The sequence below is a fragment of the Candidatus Blochmannia vicinus genome, assembly GCA_030020825.1.
GTDB lineage: Bacteria > Pseudomonadota > Gammaproteobacteria > Enterobacterales > Enterobacteriaceae > Blochmanniella > Blochmanniella vicinus_A.
Window position 1 is genome coordinate 572,858 of sequence record CP125213.1, and the last position, 25,778, is coordinate 598,635.

The window sequence follows — 25,778 nt, forward strand, 5'->3', positions numbered from 1 at the left end:
CTCTGTGAAAGATTTACTCAAATTTTTTAAGATGCAACATACTCAAGTAGAAGAATTTAATGCAATTAAAATTGCACTTGCTTCTCCAGATATGATTAGATCTTGGTCTTTTGGTGAAGTAAAAAAACCAGAAACTATTAATTACCGCACTTTCAAACCCGAGCGAGACGGTTTATTTTGCGCACGTATTTTTGGTCCTATTAAAGATTACGAATGTCTATGTGGTAAATATAAACGTCTAAAACATCGTGGAGTAGTCTGCGAAAAATGCGGAGTAGAAGTGACACAAAGCAAAGTACGACGAGAACGTATGGGACATATTGAACTAGCTTCTCCTACTGCCCATATTTGGTTCCTAAAATCATTACCATCACGTATTGGTTTATTATTAGATATGCCGTTACGCGATATTGAACGTGTTCTATATTTTGAATCCTATGTAGTAATCGAAAATGGCATGACCAGTCTCGAATGTCGCCAAATATTAACTGAAGAGGAATATTTAGACGCATTAGAAGAATTTGGAGATGAATTCGAAGCAAAAATGGGAGCTGAAGCCATTCAAATTTTATTGAAAAATAAAAATTTAAAAAACGAATGCGAATTTCTGAGAGAAATGTTAGAAGACAGTAATTCTGAAACCAAACGTAAAAAAATAACAAAACGTATAAAATTAATTGAAGCATTTATATATTCTGAAAATAAACCTGAATGGATGATTCTAAATGTATTGCCAGTACTCCCTCCAGATTTAAGACCATTAGTTCCATTAGATGGAGGACGTTTTGCCACTTCTGATTTAAATGATTTATATCGTCGTGTTATTAACAGAAACAACAGATTAAAACGATTATTAGATTTAGCCGCTCCAGAAATTATAGTACGTAATGAAAAAAGAATGCTTCAAGAAGCTGTAGATGCATTACTGGATAATGGACGTAGAGGCCGAGCAATTACTGGTTCCAATAAACGTCCTTTGAAATCTTTAGCTGATATGATTAAAGGTAAACAAGGTAGATTTCGCCAGAATCTTTTAGGAAAACGTGTTGATTATTCTGGTCGTTCAGTAATTACTGTTGGTCCTTATTTAAAATTACATCAATGTGGGCTACCAAAAAAAATGGCTTTAGAATTGTTTAAACCATTTATTTATGGAAAATTAGAGTTACAGGGCTTTGCTAGTACTATCAAAGCTGCTAAAAAAATGGTAGACAGAGAAGAAGCTATAGTATGGGATATTCTTGACAATGTGATTCGTGAACATCCAGTAATGTTAAATCGTGCCCCTACATTACATAGATTAGGTATTCAAGCTTTTGAGCCAGTTTTAGTAGAAGGAAAAGCCATTCAATTGCATCCATTAGTCTGTGCCGCATATAATGCTGATTTTGACGGAGATCAAATGGCAGTACATGTGCCGCTGACACTAGAAGCTCAATTAGAAGCTAGAGCTTTAATGATGTCTACTAACAATATATTATCCCCTGCTAATGGAGAGCCCATTATTGTTCCATCTCAAGACGTGGTATTAGGTTTATACTATATGACGCGCGAGCGTGCAAATTCTAAAGGCGAAGGCATGGTATTAACTGGACCAAAAGAAGCAGAATACCTCTATCGTCTAGGTTTAGCTGAACTACATGCTCGCATTAAGATACGTATTACTGAATATGAATACGAAAAAAATGGAGAATGGTTAGAAAAAACAAATATTGTTAATAGTACAATAGGACGTGCTATTTTTTGGATGATTATACCCAAAGGACTGCCATTCATATTAGTCAATCAAGTATTAGGAAAAAAAGCTATATCTACAATGCTAAATAGTTGCTATCGTTTACTCGGATTGAAAGCTACTGTTATATTAGCTGATCAAATTATGTATACTGGATTCGCATACGCTGCTCGTTCTGGAGCTTCAGTCGGTATTGATGATATGATTATTCCTTTAAAAAAAGCTGATATAATTGATGAAGCAGAATCTGAAGTAGCCGAAATACAAGAACAATTTCAGACTGGACTAGTTACAGCAGGTGAGCGCTACAATAAAGTGATTGATATATGGGCTGCAGCCAATGAGCGAGTGGCACAAGCAATGATGGATAATTTAGCCACTGAAACTGTAATAAATCGGAATGGACAAGTAGAAATACAGCCATCATTCAATAATATTTTTATGATGGCAGACTCTGGAGCGCGTGGATCAGCAGCACAAATACGCCAACTTGCTGGTATGCGAGGTTTAATGGCAAAACCAGATGGATCAATTATTGAAACACCTATTACAGCAAATTTCCGGGAAGGACTGAATGTATTACAATATTTTATTTCTACACATGGAGCCCGAAAAGGATTAGCTGATACTGCTTTAAAAACAGCTAACTCTGGCTATTTAACACGACGTCTAGTTGATGTAGCTCAAGATTTAGTAATTACACAAGATGACTGTAATACGTTTGCCGGTATCATAATGAGTCCTGTCATTGAAGGAGGTGATGTAAAAGAACCTTTACGAGAACGTGTATTAGGACGAGTTTTAGCAGAAAACGTTTTAGAATCTAATAATGAAGATACTAAAGTATTGATTAAACGTAATACTTTGTTAGACGAATATTGGTGTGATATTTTAGATGAACATTCAATTGATACCGTTAAAGTGCGATCTGTTGTGACATGTGATACTGATTTTGGTGTATGTGCAAAATGTTATGGCCGGGATTTAGCTAGAGGTCAACTTGTAAATAAAGGAGAAGCAATTGGCGTTATTGCAGCACAATCTATAGGCGAACCAGGTACTCAATTAACAATGCGTACCTTTCATATCGGTGGAGCTGCCTCTAGATCTGCTTTAGAGTCAAGCATTCAAATCAAAAATAAGGGCGCTGTTCACTTAAAAAATATTAAATCTGTAATAAATGGAGAAGGAAAATTAGTAATTACATCTCGTAACACCGAACTTAAAATTATCGATCAATTTTCTCGTACTAAAGAAAGCTATAAGGTACCTTATGGCGCTATAATAACAAAAAAAAATGGAGAAGAAGTAACACATGGAGAAATAGTCGCTTATTGGGATCCACATACTATGCCAGTAATTGCAGAAGTAAGCGGATTTATCCAATTTGTTGATATGGTAGATGGACAAAGCATTGTTAAACAAACTGATGAGTTAACAGGATTAACCTCTATCGTAGTATTGGATACCTCTGAACGTGTAAGTGGGGCTAAAGATTTAAGACCAACATTAAAAATAGTAGATGTTAATGGTTACGACATTTTTATTCCAGGTACAGACGTTCCAGCACAATATTTTTTGCCTGGTAGAAGTGTGATCCAGTTAGTTAATGGATCAAGAATTATTTGTGGAGATACATTAGCAAGATTACCACATGAAAGCGGTGGTACTAAAGATATTACTGGCGGGTTACCACGTGTTGCAGACTTATTCGAAGCGCGTCGGCCAAAAGAATCAGCAATTTTAGCAGAAATTAGCGGAACAATTTCTTTTGGAAAAGAAACAAAGGGAAAACGGCGTTTGATGATTTCTCCCATAAACGATGATGGAGATATTTATGAAGAAATGATTCCAAAATGGCGTCATCTTAATGTTTTCGAAGGTGAATATGTAGATCGCGGAGATATTATTTCTGATGGACCAGAATCTCCACACGACATTTTAAGATTACGTGGGGTGCATGCAGTAACTCGCTATATTGTCAATGAAGTACAAGATGTTTATCGTTTACAAGGAGTAAAAATTAACGATAAACATATAGAGGTCATTGTGAGACAAATGCTACGTAAAGCTACTGTCATTCGATCAGGAAATTCCGATTTATTAGTAGGTGAACAAGTAGAATATTCACGTATTAAAATTGCTAACCGAAAATTAGAAAATGAAGGAAAAGTAAAAATAAGCTTTATGCGTAATTTACTAGGAATCACTAAGGCATCATTAGCTACAGAATCATTTATTTCTGCAGCATCTTTTCAAGAAACAACACGTGTATTAACTGAATCATCTGTAGCTGGGAAAAGAGATGAACTGCGCGGTCTTAAAGAAAATGTTATTGTTGGCAGATTAATTCCAGCTGGAACTGGCTACTCTTACCATCAAGAACGCATGCATCACCGTCGTCATTCAAGTAATAAAAATGAAATAGAAAAATCCAAAACAACAACAAATATTTCTTCTCAAATTACAGCAGATGAAGCATCAGCAAACTTAACTGAATTATTAAACGCTACATAAACCTTATATTTTTTAATTATGAAAAAACGATTATACTAATATATAATAGTGTTATAGACTGAAAATACTAAGTTAGAGTAAACAATTAGTAATATAGATACAACATATAAAAAATATAATTTAATATAATTTTAAAATTTAAATATTAATAATATAATTGTTCTATATTATTAATATATATTCTTTAGTTTTATACCAAAATCAGCACATAATGCACCTTATATTTATTAATTTCTATAAAACATAAATAAAAATAAATATTATTACTAGATTTTATATACCATCTATACATAATCGAGAGCATTACAACTAGTGTTTTATATAAACAATATAAATTCTATCAAAACCGTATTTTAAGGAATCAATGCCTAAAATGACGGATACGTGTGAAAATCATCGAGATACCATATTTATTGGCAGTTTTAATAATTTCCTGATCTCGAATAGATCCTCCTGGTTGGATGATACAACTAATACCTACTTCAGCCGCAATACGTATTACATCAGGAAAAGGGAAAAAAGCATCAGAAGCCATCACTGATCCTTGGATATTCTTCAACGTACCCTGTTCTTTAAAAGAAACAGCTATTTTTACCGCATGCACTCGATTCATTTGACCACTACCAATTCCGGTTGTTTGATAATTTTTGCCACAAACAATTGCATTAGATTTAACAAACTTAACTATTTTCCAACAGAACAATGCATCCTTCATTTCCTCATCTGTTGGCTGGCGTATAGTAACTATTGCTAAAGATTGTAAATCTGTTATAAGATCATAATCTTGTATTAATAATCCTCCATTAACACGTTTAAAATCTATATCTGATTTTCTCACAGTCCACACACCGCATTCCAACACTCGTATATGTTTTTTACTAGATAAAATACTAAGACAATCTCGATCAATACTTGGCGCTACGATTGCTTCTACAAATTGTCTCTTAACGATAGTTTGAACCGTGTTTTTATCTAAAGACCTATTAAAAGCAATAATTCCTCCAAATGCAGAAACAGGATCCGATTGATAAGCTTTAAGATATGCCGAACTAATTGTATTAGAAGTAGCAACACCACATGGATTAGCGTGTTTAACAATTACACAAGTTGGTTCATCAAACATTTTTACACATTCCAAAGCCGTATCCATATCTAAAATATTATTATAAGATAATGGCTTTCCATGCAATTGATGAGCAGTAGCAATAGATCCCATTTGTTTCGCACAAGTATCTATATAAAATGCTGCTCGTTGATGTGGATTTTCTCCATAACGCATATCCTGTTTTTTTGTAAATTTAAGATTCATAAAAGTTAAATGTTTGGGAAAACAATGATAGGATGCATCGCAATTGTCCTCATCAGCCATAGCAGCACAACAATTACTTTTCAGCTGATCATTAAAATAATCAGAAATTGAATTATCATATTCAGCAACATACTTAAATGCTTTTACAGCTAAATAAAAACGGGTTTCTAAGCTGAGTAATCCATTACAGTGATTAATTTCATCTAAAATTTTTTCATAACTATTACTATTGACCACAGTAGCAACATTCCTATAATTTTTTGCTGCTGCTCTTACCATACTTGGACCACTAATATCAATATGATCTAACATTTCTTCTTCAGAATGTATTTTATTTTTCATTAACAAAGAGTTAAACGAATAGAAATTAATCACTACCATATCAATTGGTTGAATATTATATTGATGCATAACAGCATCATCTAATCCTCGTCTACCAAGAATCCCAGCATATATCTTATAATGTAACGTTTTGATACGTCCATTCATTATTTCAGGTAACTTAATATAATCAGAAATTTTAAATACCGGTAACCCAGCTTCAGCTAATACTTGAGCTGTACCTCCAGTCGATAATAATTGAATGCCACGTTCAATTAATGATTGAGCAAATTCTAAAATATTAGATTTATCAAACACACTAATTAACACACGACGAATAAACAATGATGATTGCGTCATAGTATCCTCATAACAGTAAGTTAAACTACAAAATTAATTGCAATCTTACAAACATTACACGCAATAACATAATTACAATATTATTATATATCATTTCCTAAAATATTAAATTATTCAAATAATTTTAAAATAATTATAAAGGACTAATTTAATACTTTAAATAATAACTATTGAATTATAGAAATAATCTTAAATACTATTGACATTAACTAAAATCAATGCTAATGATATATTTGTTTTGTTTTAGAAATAACATGAAGCATATGTAATTGGAAGTATAGTTCTTTAACAATTGAATTTTAGATAATTTATGTGGGCACTTACGCGAATATGAAAGATAGTATTTTACTATTTATAAAATATAAAAAGTTCACTAATTAATGGTTATGCATAAAATATTGGTGCGCTTATTGATTATAAATGGGAACTGATTTAAATTGAAGAGTTTGATCATGGCTCAGATTGAACGCTGACGGTAAGCTTAACACATGCAAGTCGAGCGGCAGCAGGAGCAACGATTTCGTTGTTCTGATTGGCAAGCGGCGAACGGGTGAGTAAAGTCTGGGGATCTGCCCGATAGAGGGGGATAACTATTGGAAACGATAGCTAATACCGCATAAAGTCATAAAGACCAAAGTAGGGGACTTTATGTTTTGTTCGTAATAAATAAAGCCTTATGCTATCGGATGAACCCAGATAGGATTAGCTAGTAGGCGGGGTAATAGCCCACCTAGGCCACGATCCTTAGCTGGTCTGAGAGGACGATCAGCCACACTGGAACTGAGACACGGTCCAGACTCTTACGGGAGGCAGCAGTGGGGAATATTGCACAATGGGGGAAACCCTGATGCAGCTATACCGTGTGTGTGAAGAAGGCCTTCGGGTTGTAAAGCACTTTCAATGGGGAAGAATTTAATTTTGATAATACCAATTTTAATTGACGTTACCCATACAAGAAGCACCGGCTAACTCCGTGCCAGCAGCCGCGGTAATACGGAGGGTGCAAGCGTTAATCGGAATTACTGGGCGTAAAGCGTACGTAGGTGGTTCGTTAAGTCAGATGTGAAATCCCTAAGCTCAACTTAGGAACTGCATTTGAAACTGGCAAGCTAGAGTTTCGTAGAGGGGGGTAGAATTCCAGGTGTAGCGGTGAAATGCGTAGAGATCTGGAGGAATACCAGTGGCGAAGGCGGCCCCCTAGACTAAAACTGACACTCAAGTACGAAAGCATGGGGAGCAAACAGGATTAGATACCCTGGTAGTCCATGCCGTAAACGATGTCGATTTGAAGGTTGCAGACTTGATCTGTGGCTTTCGAAGCTAACGCGTTAAATCGACCGCCTGGGGAGTACGACCGCAAGGTTAAAACTCAAATGAATTGACGGGGGCCCGCACAAGCGGTGGAGCATGTGGTTTAATTCGATGCAACACGAAGAACCTTACCTACTCTTGACATCCAAAGAATCACATAGAAATATGAGAGTGCCTTCGGGAACTTTGAGACAGGTGCTGCATGGCTGTCGTCAGCTCGTGTTGTGAAATGTTGGGTTAAGTCCCGCAACGAGCGCAACCCTTATCCTTTGTTGCCAACGAGTAAAGTCGGGAACTCAAAGGAGACTGCCGGTGATAAACCGGAGGAAGGTGAGGATGACGTCAAGTCATCATGGCCCTTATGAGTAGGGCTACAAACGTGCTACAATGGCGTATACAAAGAGAAGCAATCTCGTAAGAGCAAGCAAACCTCATAAAGTACGTCTTAGTCCGGATTGGAGTCTGCAACTCGACTCCATGAAGTCGGAATCGCTAGTAATCGTGGATCAGAATGTCACGGTGAATACGTTCCCGGGCCTTGTACACACCGCCCGTCACACCATGGAAGTGGGTTGCAAAAGAAGTAAGCAGTTTAACCTTAGGGAGGACACTTACCACTTTGTGATTCATGACTGGGGTGAAGTCGTAACAAGGTAACCGTAGGGGAACCTGCGGTTGGATCACCTCCTTACTTATCAAAAGTAATATAAGCGAAGCGCCCACATAAATTATCTAATGTTTTTTATAAAGATAAAACTAAAAATATGAAGTAAATAAAAAATTTTTATTTTGTTGCAACTAGAGCTCAGGTCCCCTTCGTCTAGAGGTCTAGGACACTGCCCTTTCACGGCGGCAACAGGGGTTCAAAGCCCCTAGGGGACATATTTATTTTCATAAATAAAAATTTTGTATTTTATAGTTCTTTAACAATTAGGACAAAACTTAAATCTTAAACTTTTAAAATACTAGAAGTAAATGATATTATATTTAAGTTTATTAGAATATAAACACATATTAAAATGAATGTGTTTATATAGTAAATAAAATATAATTCATCTAATTAAATTATAGAGATCTGAGGATTGCGAAGTTAAGTAATTTAAGCGTACACGGTGAATGCCTTGGCAGTCAAAGGCGATGAAGGACGTGCTGATCTGCGAAAAGCATCGGTAAGCTGATGTGAAGCGTTTTAACCGGTGATTTCCGAATGGGGAAACCTAATGCAAGATAAATTGTGCATTATCATTTAGTAAATTCATAGCTAAATGAAGCAAACCAGAGGAACTGAAACATCTTAGTACTCTGAGGAACAGAAATCAATTTGAGATTCCCTTAGTAGTGGCGAGCGAACAGGGAACAGCCCAGAGTTATATGATACCACTTATGTATTAAGAGAATAATTTGGAAAAATTAGCAATATAGAGTGATAGCCTCGTATCTGAAAATATATTAGTTATCGTAACTCAACGAGTAGGACGAAACACGTGATATTTTGTCTGAAGATGGGGGGACCATCCTCCAAGGCTAAATACTCTTGACTGACCGATAGTGAACCAGTACCGTGAGGGAAAGGCGAAAAGAACCCCGGCGAGGGGAGTGAAATAGAACCTGAAACCGTGTACGTACAAGCAGTAGGAGCACGAATGATCGTTTATTTGTGTGACTGCGTACCTTTTGTATAATGGGTCAGCGACTTATATTCTGTAGCAAGGTTAACTAAATAAGGGAGCCATAGGGAAACCGAGTCTTAACTGGGCGTTAAGTTGCAGGATATAGACCCGAAACCCGGTGATCTAACCATGAACAGGTTGAAAATTAGGTAACACTGATTGAAGGACCGAACCGACTAATGTTGAAAAATTAGCGGATGATTTGTGGTTAGGGGTGAAAGGCCAATCAAACCGGGAGATAGCTGGTTCTCCCCGAAAGCTATTTAGGTAGCGCCTCGTAAATTCATCTTTGGGGGTAGAGCACTGTTTCGACTAGGGGTCTTCCCAGACTACCAACTCGTTGCAAACTACGAATACCAAAGAATGCTATTACGGGAGACACACGGCGGGTGCTAACATTCGTCGTGGAGAGGGAAACAACCCAGATCGCCAGCTAAGGTCCCTAAGTTATGATTAAGTGGGAAACGATGTGAGAAGGCTTAGACAGCCAGGATGTTGGCTTAGAAGCAGCCATCATTTAAAGAAAGCGTAATAGCTCACTGGTCGAGTCGGCTTGCGCGGAAGATGTAACGGGGCTAAATCATGCACCGAAGCTGCGACAATACATATTTTATAATTTAATATTTTGCATTTATAATTATATCAAATATAAAATTTTTATTGGGTAGGGGAGCGTTCTGTAAGCCTGAGAAGGTGTGTTGTAAAACATGCTGGAGGTATCAGAAGTGCGAATGCTGACATAAGTAACGATAAAGCGGGTGAAAAACCCGCTCGCCGAAAAACTAAGGGTTCCTGTCCAACGTTAATCGGGGCAGGGTAAGTCGACCCCTAAGGTGAGGCCAACAGGCGTAGCTGATGGGAAACAGGTTAATATTCCTGTACTAGATATAACTGCGATGGGGTGACGAAGAAAGCTAGGTTCTCCGAGGATCGGTAGTCTCGGTTTAAACGTGTAAGCGGAAAGATTCAGGAAAATCCATTCTTTCCAACGCTGAGGCGCTATGACGAGCCATCAAGATGGCGAAGGAATTAATGCTATACTTCCAGGAAAATCCTCTAAGCTTCAGGTTATATCTAATCGTACCATAAACCGACACAGGTGGTTAGGTAGAGAATACTCAGGCGCTTGAGAGAACTCGGGTGAAGGAACTAGGCAAAATAGTGCCGTAACTTCGGGAGAAGGCACGCTGGAATGTAAGTGTAAGAACAATAAATATATTGCTTCTGAAGCTGAACCCAGTCGAAGATACCAGCTGGCTGCAACTGTTTATTAAAAACACAGCACTGTGCAAACACGAAAGTGGACGTATACGGTGTGACGCCTGCCCGGTGCCGGAAGGTTAATTGAGAGGGTTATCTTTTATTACAAATAAAAGAAAAGCTCTTGATCGAAGCCTCGGTAAACGGCGGCCGTAACTATAACGGTCCTAAGGTAGCGAAATTCCTTGTCGGGTAAGTTCCGACCTGCACGAATGGCGTAATGATGGCCAGACTGTCTCCACCCGAGACTCAGTGAAATTGAATTCGCCGTGAAGATGCGGCGTACCCGCGGCAAGACGGAAAGACCCCGTGAACCTTTACTATAGCTTGATACTGGATATTAAATATTGATGTGTAGGATAGGTGGGAGACCATGAAGTAAAAGCGCTAGCTTTTATGGAGTCATCCTTGAAATACCACCCTTTAACATTTGATATTCTAACTTAGGTCCGTGATCCGGACCAAGGACAGTGTCTGGTGGGTAGTTTGACTGGGGCGGTCTCCTCCCAAAGAGTAACGGAGGAGCACAAAGGTTAGCTAATCACGGTTGGACATCGTGAGGTTAGTGCAAAGGCATAAGCTAGCTTAACTGCGAGAGTGACGATTCGAGCAGATGCGAAAGCAGGTCTTAGTGATCCGGTGGTTCTGAATGGAAAGGCCATCGCTCAACGGATAAAAGGTACTCCGGGGATAACAGGCTAATACCGCCCAAGAGTTCATATCGACGGCGGTGTTTGGCACCTCGATGTCGGCTCATCACATCCTGGGGCTGCAGTAGGTCCCAAGGGTATGGCTGTTCGCCATTTAAAGTGGTACGCGAGCTGGGTTTAGAACGTCGTGAGACAGTTCGGTCCCTATCTGCCGTGGGCGTTGGAAGATTGAGAGGGGCTGCTCCTAGTACGAGAGGACCGGAGTGGACGCACCACTGGTGTTCGGGTTGTCATGCCAATGGCATTGCCCGGTAGCTACGTGCGGAAAAGATAACCGCTGAAAGCATATAAGCGGGAAACTTGCCTCAAGATGAGTCTTCCCCGAGGATATAAAATCCTCCTAAAGGGACGTTAAAGACGATGACGTTGATAGGTCGGGTGTATAAGCACTGCGAAGTGTTAAGCTAACCGATACTAATGACCCGTGAGAACTTAACTTCGCAATACCTGAGATCTCTATATTTCTATATAAAACAAAAGAGAAAATAAGAAAAGAATAAACAAAAAATAAAATTTTTATAAAATACGACTAATTAATCGATCAAACCTAAGTTTGCGAATTTTATGAAGAAGCTGTCTTACCTTTACAGGATAATTGGATATGTGCTGCAATGACGTATAATGCATAACTGAACTAGTGTGCACACGAATAGTCTTCAATTCTTTATCATTTTGATTCAATAACATTTTACATGGATCATGTATAAGTAAAGCATTTTCCAAATCAAACCTTAAAGATCTAGGATTTAGATTATTTCCAGTAAGTAACTGCCACTCATCATCCACCCAAATTCCTTTAACATGATACCCATTATTACCTTCTCTCCACATTCGCACCGTTAATTGTTTATTATCAACATAGCTTTGCAATTTTTTTAAAAAATAACGCAGATTTAATTCATACAAATACGGTAAAACACTAATTAATGTAAATGGTTTATTAGAAGGAATATAAAAATCATTAGCAATTTTATCTCCTACAATAATTTCTATATTTCTTCCTTTATGTAACAAATAAATTAAAGTGTTTATTAAAAAATTAGGCATATTAAAATATGGCGTGCATAATATTATTTTACTCTTTGATGAACAAATTAAATGATAAATCGCTTGATTAAGTTCACTATTTTTACCTAAACCAACTAACGGAGCTATCGCTAATTCATTAAATGTCGCATTACCCTGATAACAATAACAACCCCTTCGTAAACTACGACGCAATAAACGAATATCATTTTTTCTATGCCTATTCAATTTACTTAAAGAACTTTCGCATCCTAATTTACTAATTACCCTTGAAGACAATAATTCTTTATTAATATAATCTAACATAATATTTGATAATTGACGATTCCGTATTATATGGTATCGATCGTATCGATACTTAGTACTCACATGCAAATACTCATCACTCAAACTAGCTCCACTATACAATATTTGATCATCAATAATAAATCCCTTCAAATGAAGCACCCCTAATACTTCACTTATATTAATTGGTATTCCATATATTGCAATCTCAGTATTAGGATACTTATTTATAAGATCTATATACCAATCAACATTTGTACATTTTTTGGTAGAACCAATACGACTTCTCTTAGCACGATGCCAATCCACCAAAATTATAATTTTAATTTTTGGACGAATTTGTTTAACTCGAAATAAAGCATCAAAAATCCTTTTACCACCTTGATCACCTTCTAAATAAAGAGTAACCAAACAAATATGATGACATGCTCGAGAAATAGCATACAACAATTCATTACTGAACTCTTTAGGACTATACAAAATCTTAAAATAATCCATTCTCTGAACAATTTTAGGTAACTCTACAAGAAATTTTTTATGATCATCAAACTTATTTAAAATATTGAATTTCATCTTTTTATCATAATAAATACAAACAATTTTATTTTATCTCAATAGAGATAATCAATATTCAAAAAATTATTAACAATAATTTTAAACTTATATATAATAAATAATCCACAAGAAATAAATTTTTTGCCTACTACACTACACACATATACATATAAATTTACACAATGTTATCATCCCTCTAAAACAAAATATTTAAAAAATTTTAAATTATAATAAAAGTTGTATCACTATAAATTTCAGTAAATTACAATAAATATCAATAAAAAATCTATTTAAAATAAATTAAACACACTTTAATGGTAATAAAATATTAGCTCAAATAAACATAAACTACTTCAATCATACAAAATATATATATATATATAAATATAATTTTAGCAATAAATTTTAAATTATTTCTATAAAACATTTTTATATACAATTAATGCTTTACTGTTCTAGAAAATACATTAATTAATACGACACCAATAATAATAAAAGTAATACCAATAATAGCTAAACCATCTAACTTTTGATCATAAAATAAATATCCTACTACAGTAATAAATATAATCCCAAGACCAGCCCAACAAGAATATGCAATACCCATCGGTATTGTTTGTAACACCAAAGATAACAATATAAAAGAAAGTAAATAACCAATCACTACCACAATAGAAGGATACAATTTACTAAACCCTTCAGACGCTTTTAAAGAAGCAGTAGCAACAACTTCTGAAAGAATAGCAACAAATAAATATAAATAATCCATATAATTTTCTTAAAAATTTCTTAATTTAATTTTTAAACAATAGATATTCTTGTTGTCAAATAATGAAATATTAAACAAGAAAACAAACATTATCTTGTTAGATAAAATTTTGAATGGTACAATAAGAAAGCAATTCTATACATTTTTAATAAATAAGTAGATGCAGAAAACAACTCTAAAATTTAAACATCACTTTATTACACCACTTTTACCTCAAACTAATCTTAGTGTAGCACACAAATCCAACCGATTATCTGAAAAAATAAAAAACAAAGTAATATTATATACTTACCTATTATAAAAAATTCTCTTTAACCACTTGATTATTTAATTGGATTTATTCGCTATTTTGAATTTTAAATCTTCAGTGGAGCTGGCGGGATTTGAACCCGCGTCCAGAAATTCTTAACTATTCTCAGTCACCTACATGCTTAGGTCTCAAATTGTATTTAATCGATTTAGATATATCAAGACCAATCACTAAATCCACTAGCTTTTATAACACTTAACGTCAAGCCAAAAGCAAGCATTCACGCGCACTCTTATTATATATGACCTCTCATTTAACTTTCTTTTTAATATTCAAGAGTAAATATTAAATGTAAGAGGGAATCTTCAGGGTATTAATCTGATTTTAAGCTGCCAAAGCAACAGATTCACTACGTGTACTATTATTTGCAGTTATTTTTTTAGGCTTTTTTACGAGGCCTGCCTCACCTCGGCATGCACTTTAAATATAAGATATCCCGTCGAATCCAAAATCAGCCCCGCTATCTTTTCTAAATAAGGATGATTATAACATAAAACGATGTATATACAAAACATTATTTATTTTACATACTTTAAAATATGTACTTTTTCTTTCTTCCATTTATGCGCATCTATTATATTTCTTTTATCATATTTTTTCTTACCTTTGGCAATCCCGATGCTTATTTTAATCCAAGAATCCCGCCAATACAAATCTAACACAACTATGGTATAACCTCTTTGTTTAACCGTTTCCATCAAAAATAGTAATTCATTTTTTTTTAATAATAACTTACGTATGCGAGCTGAATTATATACTTCATTATAAAATTGAGTTATATTTGTCTGGAATATAGAATTATAAATATATGCTTCTTTATTATCAAAAGATATATAACTATTATTAATAGTTACCATATTAGAACGTGCAGATTTTACTTCCCACCCTAATAATACAATTCCAGCTTCAATTTTTTTTTCAATAAAATATTCATAATATGCACGTTTATTTTGAGTAATTTTTTTTAAAACTAACTGCGTCATAATTTAATTTTCATAAAATATTGATTTTAATTTTTTTTATTATTTAAAAATAAACACATCACTAATATAATGTATCATATATATGAAAACATAATAAACAAATAAAATAAATATGCATCATGTCAAATATTTTACCTCAGTTCCTTATAGCGTAGAACAAATGTTTCATTTAGTAAACGATATTAATTCTTATACTCAATTTATCCCTGGATGTAACGTAAGTAAAATTTTAGAGAAAAAGGATAACGAATTAATTGCTGAAATGAATTTAGTTACAAATGGAATGATTAAATCATTAGTGACTCATAATTTTTTTATAAAAAATAAAAGTATCATAATACTCTTAGTAAGAGGCCCATTTAAATCATTTTATGGTTACTGGAAATTTGTTCCTATTACTTCTGATATCAGTAGAATTGAATATGTTTCTTATTATGAATTTAAATCAATATTTATTGAAAAATTTTTTAATCACATTTTAAAAAAAAAATATAAAAGTATAATTAAATCATTCATTTCCAGAGCTAATCAAATGTACGGTACATAATATATTTTATCACATCAAATACAAAGATATGCATATCTGTATTTATTAATTTAAATACATATTTTGATATTAGAAATAGTAAAATTTCACTAAAACATTAATAATTTTATTATTAATGTTTTAATAACTATTACTTCTTATTAATAGTTATTAAAACATCATTAGTATCAAATTTTAATGTCAAAATTTGATACTTTACTATTTTGTTGCCAATACAATGATAAAAAATGTAATACCATATATTCGGTTCTAACAAACCTTGCAATGTCGGAACCCCAATACTAGAAGATATATCTAATTTTGTCATACCAAGGCAAATTTTGTTGATGTCACATTCAGACAAATAATTACCTTGCTTTACATCAAAATATTTAGGAGTATACTGCAGCATTGTGCAACTTATGATACACACCATCATTGCTACAGCGACGATCGTGTGTATCACGATATGAAATACCTTCAAACACATAATTTTCTATTCAATTTATTCTAAGTTAAGATTATTAAATACAAAAAAAATAAATATTCCATATAATTATTACCTAATTATATTGCTACTACTTTTCTGTTTCAGAAATATTTTTTGACCAACCAAGCTTAATATTTAATGTTTTAAAATAGTTATAATTACTGGGATGAATTAAATCAAGATAATAATTACTACGTTGAATAAAAATTTCTTCTTCTTTACATATAAAAGTAGGAATTTGATTATCACAACCAATTTTCAATTCAGACGTAACTTTAGAAAATTTTAAACAAATAATACTTTTACTATTAATCACAACTGGCCGAGACGATAAGGTATGAGGACATATTGGCACCAATATAATAGCATCTACCATTGGGCTAAGAATCGGTCCTCCAGCAGATAAGGAATATGCGGTCGATCCAGTTGGAGTAGAAACAATTAGCCCATCAGATCTCTGAGAAAAAACAAAATTATTATCAATATATAATTCAAACTCAATCATACGTCTGATTGTATTTGTATGTAAAATAACTTCATTAATAGCACTGCCTAACCTAGTTATATTACTGCAGCGTTGTACTGTCACATCTAATAAAAACCGCTTTTCATTAATAAAATGGCCAGATAAAACATCAGATAATTCCATTAATGCTGAATTAGGATCTAAATCAGTAAGAAATCCAAGAGTTCCACGATTAATACCAATAACTTTAATATCATACTGTGCCAAAATATTTGCAGCTCTTAGCATATTTCCATCTCCGCCTATAACTATAGCTAAATCTGCATAATTACCTATATCATTCAAATCACCTACAACTGATTTTTGTATATTTAATAAACTAGCTGCATGATGTTCAATGATTACTGTAATTCCTTTATTATACAGCCAACGATATAAAATATCATATGTATGTATAGCTTGCGGATAACGAGAGTATCCTATAATACCAATGGTACTAAAAATAGAAGAAGTCATGTTATTATGAATCCTTTCTGTTTTTGTTGTAATTTTTTATTCATCACAAATGATGTCTTGAATACCTGCTATTCGTCCTTATAATAACTGAATTATAAAATATGTAATTAATAAACAGAGGATAAAATTCATGATAGACAACAATATAAAAAACAATACTAATGAACATATATCACAGGATAAAAAAGTAGAAAAAGAAGAACTATTAGAATCTAATTCTACAGCAGATAATATTATTGATCCAAAAAATGATCAAATTGTTAAACTAAAAATAAAATTAGCTCAACTTAAAGAACACGAACGTAATACTGTACTACGTCTAACAGCTGAAATAGAAAATATTCGTCGACGTAATGCCCAAGAAATAGAAAAAATACATAAATTTGGATTAGAACGGTTCATATTTGAATTACTACCAGTCATTGATAACTTAGAACGCACATTGAATATTTCAGATCATTCCAATACTTCATTGTCTGCTATAATAGAAGGAATTGAACTAACATTAAAATCATTTTTAGATACTGTACACAAATTTGGATTAGAATCCATACACGAAATTCATGTCCCATTCAATCCTGAAATACATCAAGCAATATCTGTGATAGAATCCGAAGATCAAAAACCCAATCAAGTATTAACAATTATTCAAAAAGGATATATTCTTAATGGTAGACTAATTCGGCCTGCTATGGTTACAGTCTCAAGAACTAAATGTTAAATATTATGTATGCGTGCAGAAAATTTAATAAACCAGAGCAATTACATGTCTTCTAAATGCTGTTATTAAATAATAATTATGCAATAATTAATACTCTAACTGAAAATTGCCGTATTACATAAATAATTTTCATAAAAATTAATATAATTGTAATAACTATTGTATTCAATTAACGATAAAATATCGGTTTTAGATTATTCATATTACATAATCTTTCACGATATATAGTCGATTATTACTTTAAAAATTATTTATTAAATAAAACAAACAAGAAGATATCTGAAAACATAAAATAAAAAATAATTAAAACCACATAATAACACCAAACAACTATGTTATCTAAATACGCTTTAAAATATTTTTAATTTTTTATTAAAATTCAGTCAACTATTTTAGGCTGCCAATCAATCATCTGTTTATCTTGTTGCATTAAAAACATATTAGCTCTAGAAAAATGCCGGCATCCCAAAAACCCATATTGAGCTGATATAGGCGAAGGATGCGATGCGATTAAAATATGATGTTTTTTTTGACTAATAATATTTCCTTTTTTTTGAGCATACCGCCCCCATAACATAAATATAATTTTTTCTTTATAAATATTAAGTATACGTATTACTTTATCTGTAAATAATTCCCATCCAATATTAGCGTGAGAATTACTTTTTCCTGCTTCAACAGTCAAAATACTATTCAGTAGCAATACCCCTTCCTTTGCCCAGCTTTTCAAACAACCATGACTTGGTATAACAAAATTTGGTATATCAGATACGAGTTCTTTATAAATATTCCTTAAAGAAGGAGGTATCAAAACACCAGGTAACACAGAAAAAGCAAGCCCATGTGCTTGATTTGGTCCATGATAAGGATCTTGTCCTATAATAACAACTTTGACAGATTCAAAACTAGTAAAACGAAATGCATTAAAAATATCTTTTTGTTTTGGATAACAAACAATTCCTTTTCTTTTCTGTTCTTCTAAAGAAGATAATATATTCTTAAAATAAGATAATTTTTTTTCTTCTGATAAAAAATATCGCCAGGTCAATTCCTTCATTACATTATGCTACTATTCGGATAATTTTTGTTTAAAATCTCAACATTATTTATTAACAAAATTTACAATATTAAATAAATATATATTTCACATATAATAAGTGTATTTCCAATATTATAAAACTTTAATAAATAACGATAATATTGTAGGTCACACGTAATTTTAACGTAACCAAACTATTGATGTCTAAACATATAATTCAATTAATACTATGTACTCAGATTATAAATCATTTGCTAATATACTTCTCAAAAATCATCGATTTGTTCTATAATTATTTCATATCTATTCAAAACATCTTATTGTACACTAATTAATTCTAATTAAATACCAATTAAATTTAGGTTTACACACAACTGATAATAATCATGATAAAATACATACGTAATTTTTCTATTATTGCACACATTGATCATGGAAAATCAACATTATCTGATCGATTTATTCAAACTTGTGGAGGATTAAGCGCACGTGAAATGACACCTCAAGTATTAGATTCTATGGAATTAGAACGAGAACGTGGCATTACTATAAAATCACAAAACGTAACACTAAATTACACGTCTAAATTTGGCCAATCTTATCAATTAAATCTTATCGATACTCCAGGACACGTCGATTTTTCTTATGAAGTATCTCGATCCCTAGCAGCATGCGAAGGCGCTTTATTAGTAGTAGATGCTACGCAAGGGGTTGAAGCACAAACTGTAGCTAATTATCAAATTGCTACAGAAATGAATTTAAAAGTCATTATAGCATTAAATAAAATCGATTTATCAACAGCTGATCCTATCCGAGTATCTCAAGAAATTAAAAACATTATCGGAATTAATGCAGATAATGCAATAAAATGTTCAGCTAAAACTGGCTATGGCATATCAGAATTACTAGAACATTTAATTTATGATATTCCACATCCTCAAGGAAACTCACATGCTCCTCTGCAAGCACTAATTATTGATTCCTGGTTTAATAAATATTTAGGCATTGTATCGTTAGTATGCATTAAAAACGGAAAATTAAACAAGGGCGATATATTACAATCTATGAATACGGGACAAAAATACACTGTTGATCAAATGGGTATTTTTACTCCAAAACAAGTAAAACGTGAAATATTAAATTGTGGAGAAGTAGGTTGGTTAGTTTGCGTCAACAAAAACATTATGCGCACTCCTGTAGGAGATACATTAACTCTATCAACTCGCCCAGCAAACAATGCATGTCATAGTTTCAAAAAACTGCAACCTTACGTTTATGCAGGATTATTCCCTACAGGCTCTAAAAATCAAAAAATTTTTCATGATGCTTTATTTAAACTTAGTTTAAATGATGCTTCTTTATTTTATGAACCAGAAAGATCAGAAATTTTAGGTCTAGGTTTTCGATGTGGATTCCTTGGATTATTACACATGGAAATTATACAAGAAAGATTAAAACGTGAATATTCGCTTAATCTAATTGTTACAGCTCCAATGGTAATTTACGAAATATTAACTATTGATAATCAAATAATATATATAGATAGTCCATCGAAACTACTTGCTTTAACAAAAATTAAAGAAATACGTGAACCTATTGTTTTATGTAATATATTACTTCCAAAAAAATATGTTGGAGAAATTATTTCCCTATGTACTAAAAAAAGAGGCACTCAAATTTCCATGAAATATCATGATAATCAGATCATGATCACTTACGAATTACCTATGTCTGAAATAATATTAGATTTTTTTAATCAAATAAAATCTGTATCACGTGGATATGCCTCATTTGAATATAAATTCAGTCATTTCCAAATATCAAGTATAGTATGTATAGAAATATTAGTTAATAAAAAACGTATTGACGCGTTATCAGTAATCACTCATCAAAAAAAATCTATGTATCATGGACATATTTTAGTTAAAAAATTACAAAAATTAATACCAAGACAACAATTTGAAATTGTCATTCAAGCAACTATTGGTAAACGAATAATATCTCGCAACACTGTCAAGCAATTACGAAAAAATGTTTTAAAAAAATGTCATGGAGGTGATGTAACTCGAAAGAAAAAATTATTGTATAATCAAAAAGAAGGAAAAAAACGCATGAAAAAAATAGGTAATATTAATGTACCACATACCGTGTTTCTAGAAATTTTTGATGTCAATAACAATAAAAAAAATAACTGAAGGATTTTATTTATATGATTAGCACATTTTCTTTAGTCTTAGTAATTATTACAGGAATATCAGGTATTTTCTGGGGAATAAAACAACTATATACAATGATATATAATCATTATCAGCATAAAAAAATATTTTTTCAAAAATCAAATAATATTTATCAACAATCAAAAAACACTTATTCATTAATAATTTCATACTTTTCAAAAATCTCTGAATTTATATCCTCACTTTTTCCAATATTATTATTAGTGTTTATAATACGATCATTTATTTTTGAGCCATTCCGGATACCTTCTGGATCCATGATGCCAACTTTATTAATAGGAGATTTTATTTTAGTAAAAAAATTTATATATGGTATTAAAAATCCTCTGACTCAAAAAACATTAATTAATACTGGACACCCAAAACGTGGAGACGTAATAGTATTTAAGTATCCTAAAAATACTACGCTAAACTATATTAAACGGGTAATTGGAGAACCAGGAGACAAAGTAATTTATAATATCATTACTAAGCAATTAACAATATATCCTAATTATATCAATGATATTCAGTACATACAACCATTACCAATTATTTACAATAACATTGCCCCCAGTAATTTTATTCAAATATTTAACAGTGACGTAAATGGAAAGGTCAATTCTTCTTTTATTAAAACAAAATCCCAGAAAAAAAATTTAAATGGCATTCGGTTAATCCAGGCTACAGAATCATTCAATGGAATAGAACATAATATTTTAACAATGATACCTCCTGGTGATCAAAACCTAATAAAAATGTATAACCAACATACAAAACACTTAATATCTGAATGGTTAGTACCCACAAATGAATATTTTGTAATGGGAGATAATAGAGATAACAGCGCAGATAGTCGTTACTGGGGATTTGTACCTGAGCGTAACATAGTAGGAAAAGCAACAATAATTTGGATGAATTTAAAAAAACAAGAAGAAGGAATATGGCCAATTAGCATACAAATAAATAGAATAGGAAAGATACAATAAGATTAATATATCTTCTTCTAATAATAAATAAATTAGATATTTCTCCTATTAGAAAGGTAACAAAATAAATAAAAGTTTTTATAATTAACTTTTATTATATTATATATATAACATGTAATATGTAACCTATAAACATTATGTCAGTTAATTCGCTTCAAAAAAAACTTGGTTATATTTTTACTCAATATAATTTATTATTACAAGCACTAACCCATAGAAGTTCTAGTAATCAACATAACGAAAGATTAGAGTTTTTAGGGGACGCTATATTAAATTATATCATCACCAACATATTATATCATAAATTTCCTCATATTAGCGAAGGAGATATGAGTAGAATGCGTGCGAATTTAGTACGTGAAAATACTCTAGCAACTTTAGCACGAGAATTCAACCTAGGAGATTATTTGCAATTAGGTCAAGGTGAGCTAAAAAATGGCGGATATCATCGTGAATCTATTCTAGCTAATACAGTTGAAGCAATAATAGGTAGTATATTTTTGGACAGTAATATTCAAACTATTGAAGTATTAATTACTAATTGGTATCAAGTTCGTTTAAATCAAATGAATCCTTGTGATAAACAAAAAGATCCAAAAACTCGTCTGCAAGAATATATGCAACATCGTCGTTTACCGTTACCTGTATATTGGGTTAATCAAATAGTCGGAGAGGCACATAATCAAATTTTTACCATAAATTGTCAAATTAACGAATTAACACAACCAGTCATCGGATCCGGTTCTAGCCGACGTAGAGCTGAACAAGATGCAGCAAAAAAAACTCTAGAGATATTAGAATATGATGTAAATAAATACACTAAATAAGACTACTAGAATATATTTAGATACAAAATATCTTCATACTAATAAATTTAGCCAATAAACAAATGAAATCTATTCAAAAGAAATATATTATAAGCTTTAAAAATATTTGTACGAATCATTACATACATAATTACCACTCTTTTTATTGTATTATCATGCACACATACACAATAGTATTAAATACTACTTAATTTATAAACCTATTAAAATTTGAATATTATATGATTATAGCAATAAACTGTTAACAATAATATCATTCATATGTACGAATGAATTACTAAATTATTATTATCTTTAATAACACCACATTGTTTCATCTTTAACAAAGAAGAATACCTGTCTAAATTATGCGGCACTATAATATTTATGGTATTATGTAGATGTATTTTACATTAATAAATTTTGGAAAAATTAACATTCATTATTGCAAAGTAATAGTAAATCCTAAAAAATCGTTTAAAAATTAATCACTCAATATAAAAATTTACAAATCTTGAAAAATAATAATTATTATATATTATATTTGTACTCAAATGGATCAATTTATAAACACATTGTATTCTTATCCAGTATGAACATGAATGTTCATACTGGATAAGAATACAAATACTAAACTTAAGAGTGTATACATAATGTCTAATTTATTATTAGGAGTAAATATTGATCATATTGCAACACTACGCAATGCAAGAAATACTGCATATCCCGATCCTATACATGCTGCATTTATTGCAGAACAATCAGGAGCAGACAGTATTACTGTACATTTAAGAGAAGATCGTCGCCACATCACAGATCGAGATGTCGAAATGTTACGTAAAACTATACAAACAGCTATGAACTTAGAAATAGCAGCAACAAATGAAATGATTAATATAGCATGTAAGTTAAAACCACATTATTGTTGCTTAGTGCCTGAAAGACGTCAAGAACTGACAACTGAAGGTGGTTTAAATATAATTAATAAATCAAATAAATTACAGGATATAATATTTAAGCTTATTGATTCTGGAATTAGAGTTTCACTATTCATCGATCCAGATGAACAACAAATTAATGCTGCATATAATATAGGAGTACCCTACATAGAAATACATACTGGTATGTATTCTGATGCTAGAGATCAAACAACTAAAAATATAGAATATAAACGTATTAAAAAAAGCGTACAATTTGCTGTAGATAATGGTTTAAAAGTCAATGCTGGGCATGGTCTTGGTTATCACAATGTACAGCCTATTGCAATGTTGCCAGGAATACAAGAATTAAATATAGGACATTCTATCATTAGCCGATCAATTTTCTGTGGATTATCTAAAGCCATTAAAGATATGAAAACATTATTACAAAAATCAAGAAGAGGTTAATAGTGATTCACGGAATTGGCATAGATATCGTCGATATTATCAAAATTAAAAAAATAATAACACATAGCGGAGACAAATTAGCTAAACGCATACTTAGCCAATCAGAATGGAAAATATATCAAAACAAAAAACATCCTGTACGTTTCTTAGCGAAACGTTTTGCTGCAAAAGAAGCGGTAGCTAAGGCATTTGGAACTGGAATCAATCAAGGAGTAACATTTAGTCAAATTGAAATATTTAACGATAAATTAGGAAAACCAATGTTGCATTTGTTTTCATATGCAGCACTGTTAGCTAATAAATTATCATTAAAAAAAATGCATATTACCTTATCTGATACCAATTTATATGCATGCGCGCTCGTAGTATTTGAGCGATAAATTAAGTACTAATAAATAAACTATACATATAATTATTACCATCACATTCTTTATACTAATAAAACCTAAAAATTTTTAATTAAATATAAATAATATGGACATCAACGATTTCTGTAATTAAAAATTATTTTTTATTTTATTAAAATAAAATATTAATATCTAAATATAGATAACAAATTACTCCACAATTACGCATTATAAAATTCTTGTTATGCGTGAATAAAAATATATGTATGAAATAGAAGATATGGATACTATATGGATGCGTCATGCTATTACATTAGCTGCCTATGCTGAAATTATTGGAGAAATATCAGTAGGAGCGGTTTTAATTCAAAATGGGCAACTTATAAGTTGTGGCTGGAATTCTTCTATTATTTGTCACGATCCCAGTGCTCATGCAGAAATTATAGCATTACGCATAGGAGGAAAAATTTTAGGTAATTATCGCTTATTAGGTACTACCCTTTATGTTACTTTAGAACCATGCATGATGTGCATTGGAGCAATAATTCACGCTCGTATTCATCGATTAGTTTGTGGCGCAAAAAACAAAAAATCTAGAGGAACCCCCTGGTTAAAAAATATACTCCATCATCCAATGGTTAATCATCATATATCTCTAACCACTGGAATATTGGAAAAAGAATGTGCTTCGCAATTAAATAAATTTTTTAAACATCGACGCCGCACTTCAATCCCATCATGAAAATAATTCAAAAAATTAAAAAACTAATCGATCTATATGGATAGACATAACCTATTTATTATTAGTTAATCATGTATATGATATAACAACAAATTACTTTAATATAACAGTATATTATAACGTAATCATATATCCAAGAACTCAAATAAACATATAAGCATAATATGCTTATATGTTTAAATAAAACAAAAATAGTTTTTGATATTATCAAAAACAAATATTTAATGGAATTGTATATATAAAACTCTAAATACAAGTACTAACAAAAATGTCTATTTATTAAAACATTATTTAATATTTAATAATACTTTATAAAAATAAATTTAGGAATGATTTAATCTTAAAAAGAATTAATAATTTACAATTATTTACTTAATTAAAAAATTTTTAAAATATTACTTTATAGTATAA

15 protein-coding genes, 1 tRNA gene, 2 rRNA genes, 1 other RNA gene and 1 pseudogene are annotated in these 25,778 nt (G+C 31.8%); 12 read left to right on the top strand and 8 right to left on the bottom strand.

Annotated features, from left to right (window positions below):
- Positions 1-31 precede the first annotated feature (31 nt).
- Complete coding sequence (gene rpoC, locus QMA81_02465; protein WHL25312.1) at positions 32-4,252, top strand: DNA-directed RNA polymerase subunit beta'; 4,221 nt, start codon at positions 32-34, stop codon at positions 4,250-4,252.
- A gap of 361 nt (positions 4,253-4,613) precedes the next feature.
- On the opposite strand, the gene purH is transcribed toward rpoC, so the two are convergent.
- Positions 4,614-6,242: a bifunctional phosphoribosylaminoimidazolecarboxamide formyltransferase/IMP cyclohydrolase gene (gene purH / locus QMA81_02470; GenBank protein WHL25148.1), complete on the bottom strand. Its 1,629-nt coding sequence runs from the start codon at positions 6,240-6,242 to the stop codon at positions 4,614-4,616.
- A 434-nt stretch (positions 6,243-6,676) separates the two neighbouring features.
- Here purH and QMA81_02475 point away from each other — a divergent pair.
- The 3 genes from QMA81_02475 to QMA81_02485 all read left to right on the top strand — a co-directional run bounded on the left by QMA81_02475 (position 6,677) and on the right by QMA81_02485 (position 11,633).
- Positions 6,677-8,244 (top strand): 16S ribosomal RNA (locus QMA81_02475).
- A gap of 118 nt (positions 8,245-8,362) precedes the next feature.
- Positions 8,363-8,435, top strand: a tRNA-Glu gene (locus QMA81_02480).
- 206 nt (positions 8,436-8,641) lie between these two features.
- Positions 8,642-11,633 (top strand): 23S ribosomal RNA (locus QMA81_02485).
- Together the 16S and 23S rRNA genes with 1 tRNA gene alongside form the textbook arrangement of a ribosomal RNA operon.
- A gap of 76 nt (positions 11,634-11,709) precedes the next feature.
- On the opposite strand, the gene pssA is transcribed toward QMA81_02485, so the two are convergent.
- The 4 genes from pssA to smpB all read right to left on the bottom strand — a co-directional run bounded on the left by pssA (position 11,710) and on the right by smpB (position 15,121).
- A complete protein-coding gene (pssA, locus tag QMA81_02490) occupies positions 11,710-13,077 on the bottom strand; it encodes a CDP-diacylglycerol--serine O-phosphatidyltransferase (protein ID WHL25149.1) in 1,368 nt (455 codons plus the stop codon).
- 421 nt (positions 13,078-13,498) lie between these two features.
- Entirely contained in the window at positions 13,499-13,828 is a 330-nt protein-coding gene (locus tag QMA81_02495; GenBank protein WHL25150.1) for a multidrug efflux SMR transporter, read from the bottom strand.
- Positions 13,829-14,193: 365 nt separating this feature from the next.
- Positions 14,194-14,597: a transfer-messenger RNA gene (gene ssrA, locus QMA81_02500) on the bottom strand.
- 59 nt (positions 14,598-14,656) lie between these two features.
- Complete coding sequence (smpB, locus tag QMA81_02505; protein ID WHL25151.1) at positions 14,657-15,121, bottom strand: SsrA-binding protein SmpB; 465 nt, start codon at positions 15,119-15,121, stop codon at positions 14,657-14,659.
- A gap of 112 nt (positions 15,122-15,233) precedes the next feature.
- Here smpB and QMA81_02510 point away from each other — a divergent pair, with 112 nt between their 5' ends.
- Positions 15,234-15,668 carry a type II toxin-antitoxin system RatA family toxin gene (locus QMA81_02510; GenBank protein WHL25152.1) on the top strand — a complete coding sequence of 145 codons (435 nt, stop codon included), beginning with the start codon at positions 15,234-15,236 and terminating at the stop codon, positions 15,666-15,668.
- 130 nt (positions 15,669-15,798) lie between these two features.
- Here the strand turns inward: QMA81_02510 and bamE are convergent, their stop codons facing one another.
- On the bottom strand, positions 15,799-16,137 hold the full coding sequence (bamE, locus tag QMA81_02515) for an outer membrane protein assembly factor BamE (GenBank protein WHL25153.1): 339 nt from the start codon (positions 16,135-16,137) through the stop codon (positions 15,799-15,801).
- 88 nt (positions 16,138-16,225) lie between these two features.
- Positions 16,226-17,119 (bottom strand): NAD(+) kinase, encoded by an 894-nt coding sequence (gene nadK / locus QMA81_02520; protein WHL25154.1) that lies wholly within the window; start codon positions 17,117-17,119, stop codon positions 16,226-16,228.
- A gap of 130 nt (positions 17,120-17,249) precedes the next feature.
- Between nadK and grpE the strand changes: the two genes are divergently transcribed.
- Positions 17,250-17,840, top strand: a complete 591-nt coding sequence (gene grpE, locus QMA81_02525) for a nucleotide exchange factor GrpE (GenBank protein ID WHL25155.1) — start codon at positions 17,250-17,252, stop codon at positions 17,838-17,840.
- Between the two features lie 379 nt (positions 17,841-18,219).
- Here the strand turns inward: grpE and ung are convergent, their stop codons facing one another.
- Positions 18,220-18,897 (bottom strand): uracil-DNA glycosylase, encoded by a 678-nt coding sequence (gene ung, locus QMA81_02530; protein ID WHL25156.1) that lies wholly within the window; start codon positions 18,895-18,897, stop codon positions 18,220-18,222.
- Positions 18,898-19,265: 368 nt separating this feature from the next.
- On the opposite strand from ung, the gene lepA reads away from it, so the two are divergent.
- The 6 genes and pseudogenes from lepA (at position 19,266) to tadA (ending at position 25,367) form a co-directional block, all read left to right on the top strand.
- Positions 19,266-21,074: a translation elongation factor 4 gene (lepA, locus tag QMA81_02535; protein ID WHL25157.1), complete on the top strand. Its 1,809-nt coding sequence runs from the start codon at positions 19,266-19,268 to the stop codon at positions 21,072-21,074.
- 14 nt (positions 21,075-21,088) lie between these two features.
- Positions 21,089-22,084, top strand: a complete 996-nt coding sequence (lepB, locus tag QMA81_02540; protein WHL25158.1) for a signal peptidase I — start codon at positions 21,089-21,091, stop codon at positions 22,082-22,084.
- Between the two features lie 137 nt (positions 22,085-22,221).
- Positions 22,222-22,911, top strand: coding sequence for a ribonuclease III (rnc, locus tag QMA81_02545; protein ID WHL25159.1), 690 nt, complete (start codon positions 22,222-22,224; stop codon positions 22,909-22,911).
- A gap of 632 nt (positions 22,912-23,543) precedes the next feature.
- Positions 23,544-24,278 carry a pyridoxine 5'-phosphate synthase gene (pdxJ, locus tag QMA81_02550; protein ID WHL25160.1) on the top strand — a complete coding sequence of 245 codons (735 nt, stop codon included), beginning with the start codon at positions 23,544-23,546 and terminating at the stop codon, positions 24,276-24,278.
- Positions 24,278-24,658, top strand: a pseudogene (gene acpS, locus QMA81_02555) (holo-ACP synthase). The gene pdxJ and the pseudogene acpS overlap by 1 nt, the downstream one beginning before the upstream one ends.
- Positions 24,659-24,887: 229 nt before the next feature.
- Positions 24,888-25,367 carry a tRNA adenosine(34) deaminase TadA gene (gene tadA / locus QMA81_02560; GenBank protein WHL25161.1) on the top strand — a complete coding sequence of 160 codons (480 nt, stop codon included), beginning with the start codon at positions 24,888-24,890 and terminating at the stop codon, positions 25,365-25,367.
- Positions 25,368-25,778 lie beyond the last annotated feature (411 nt).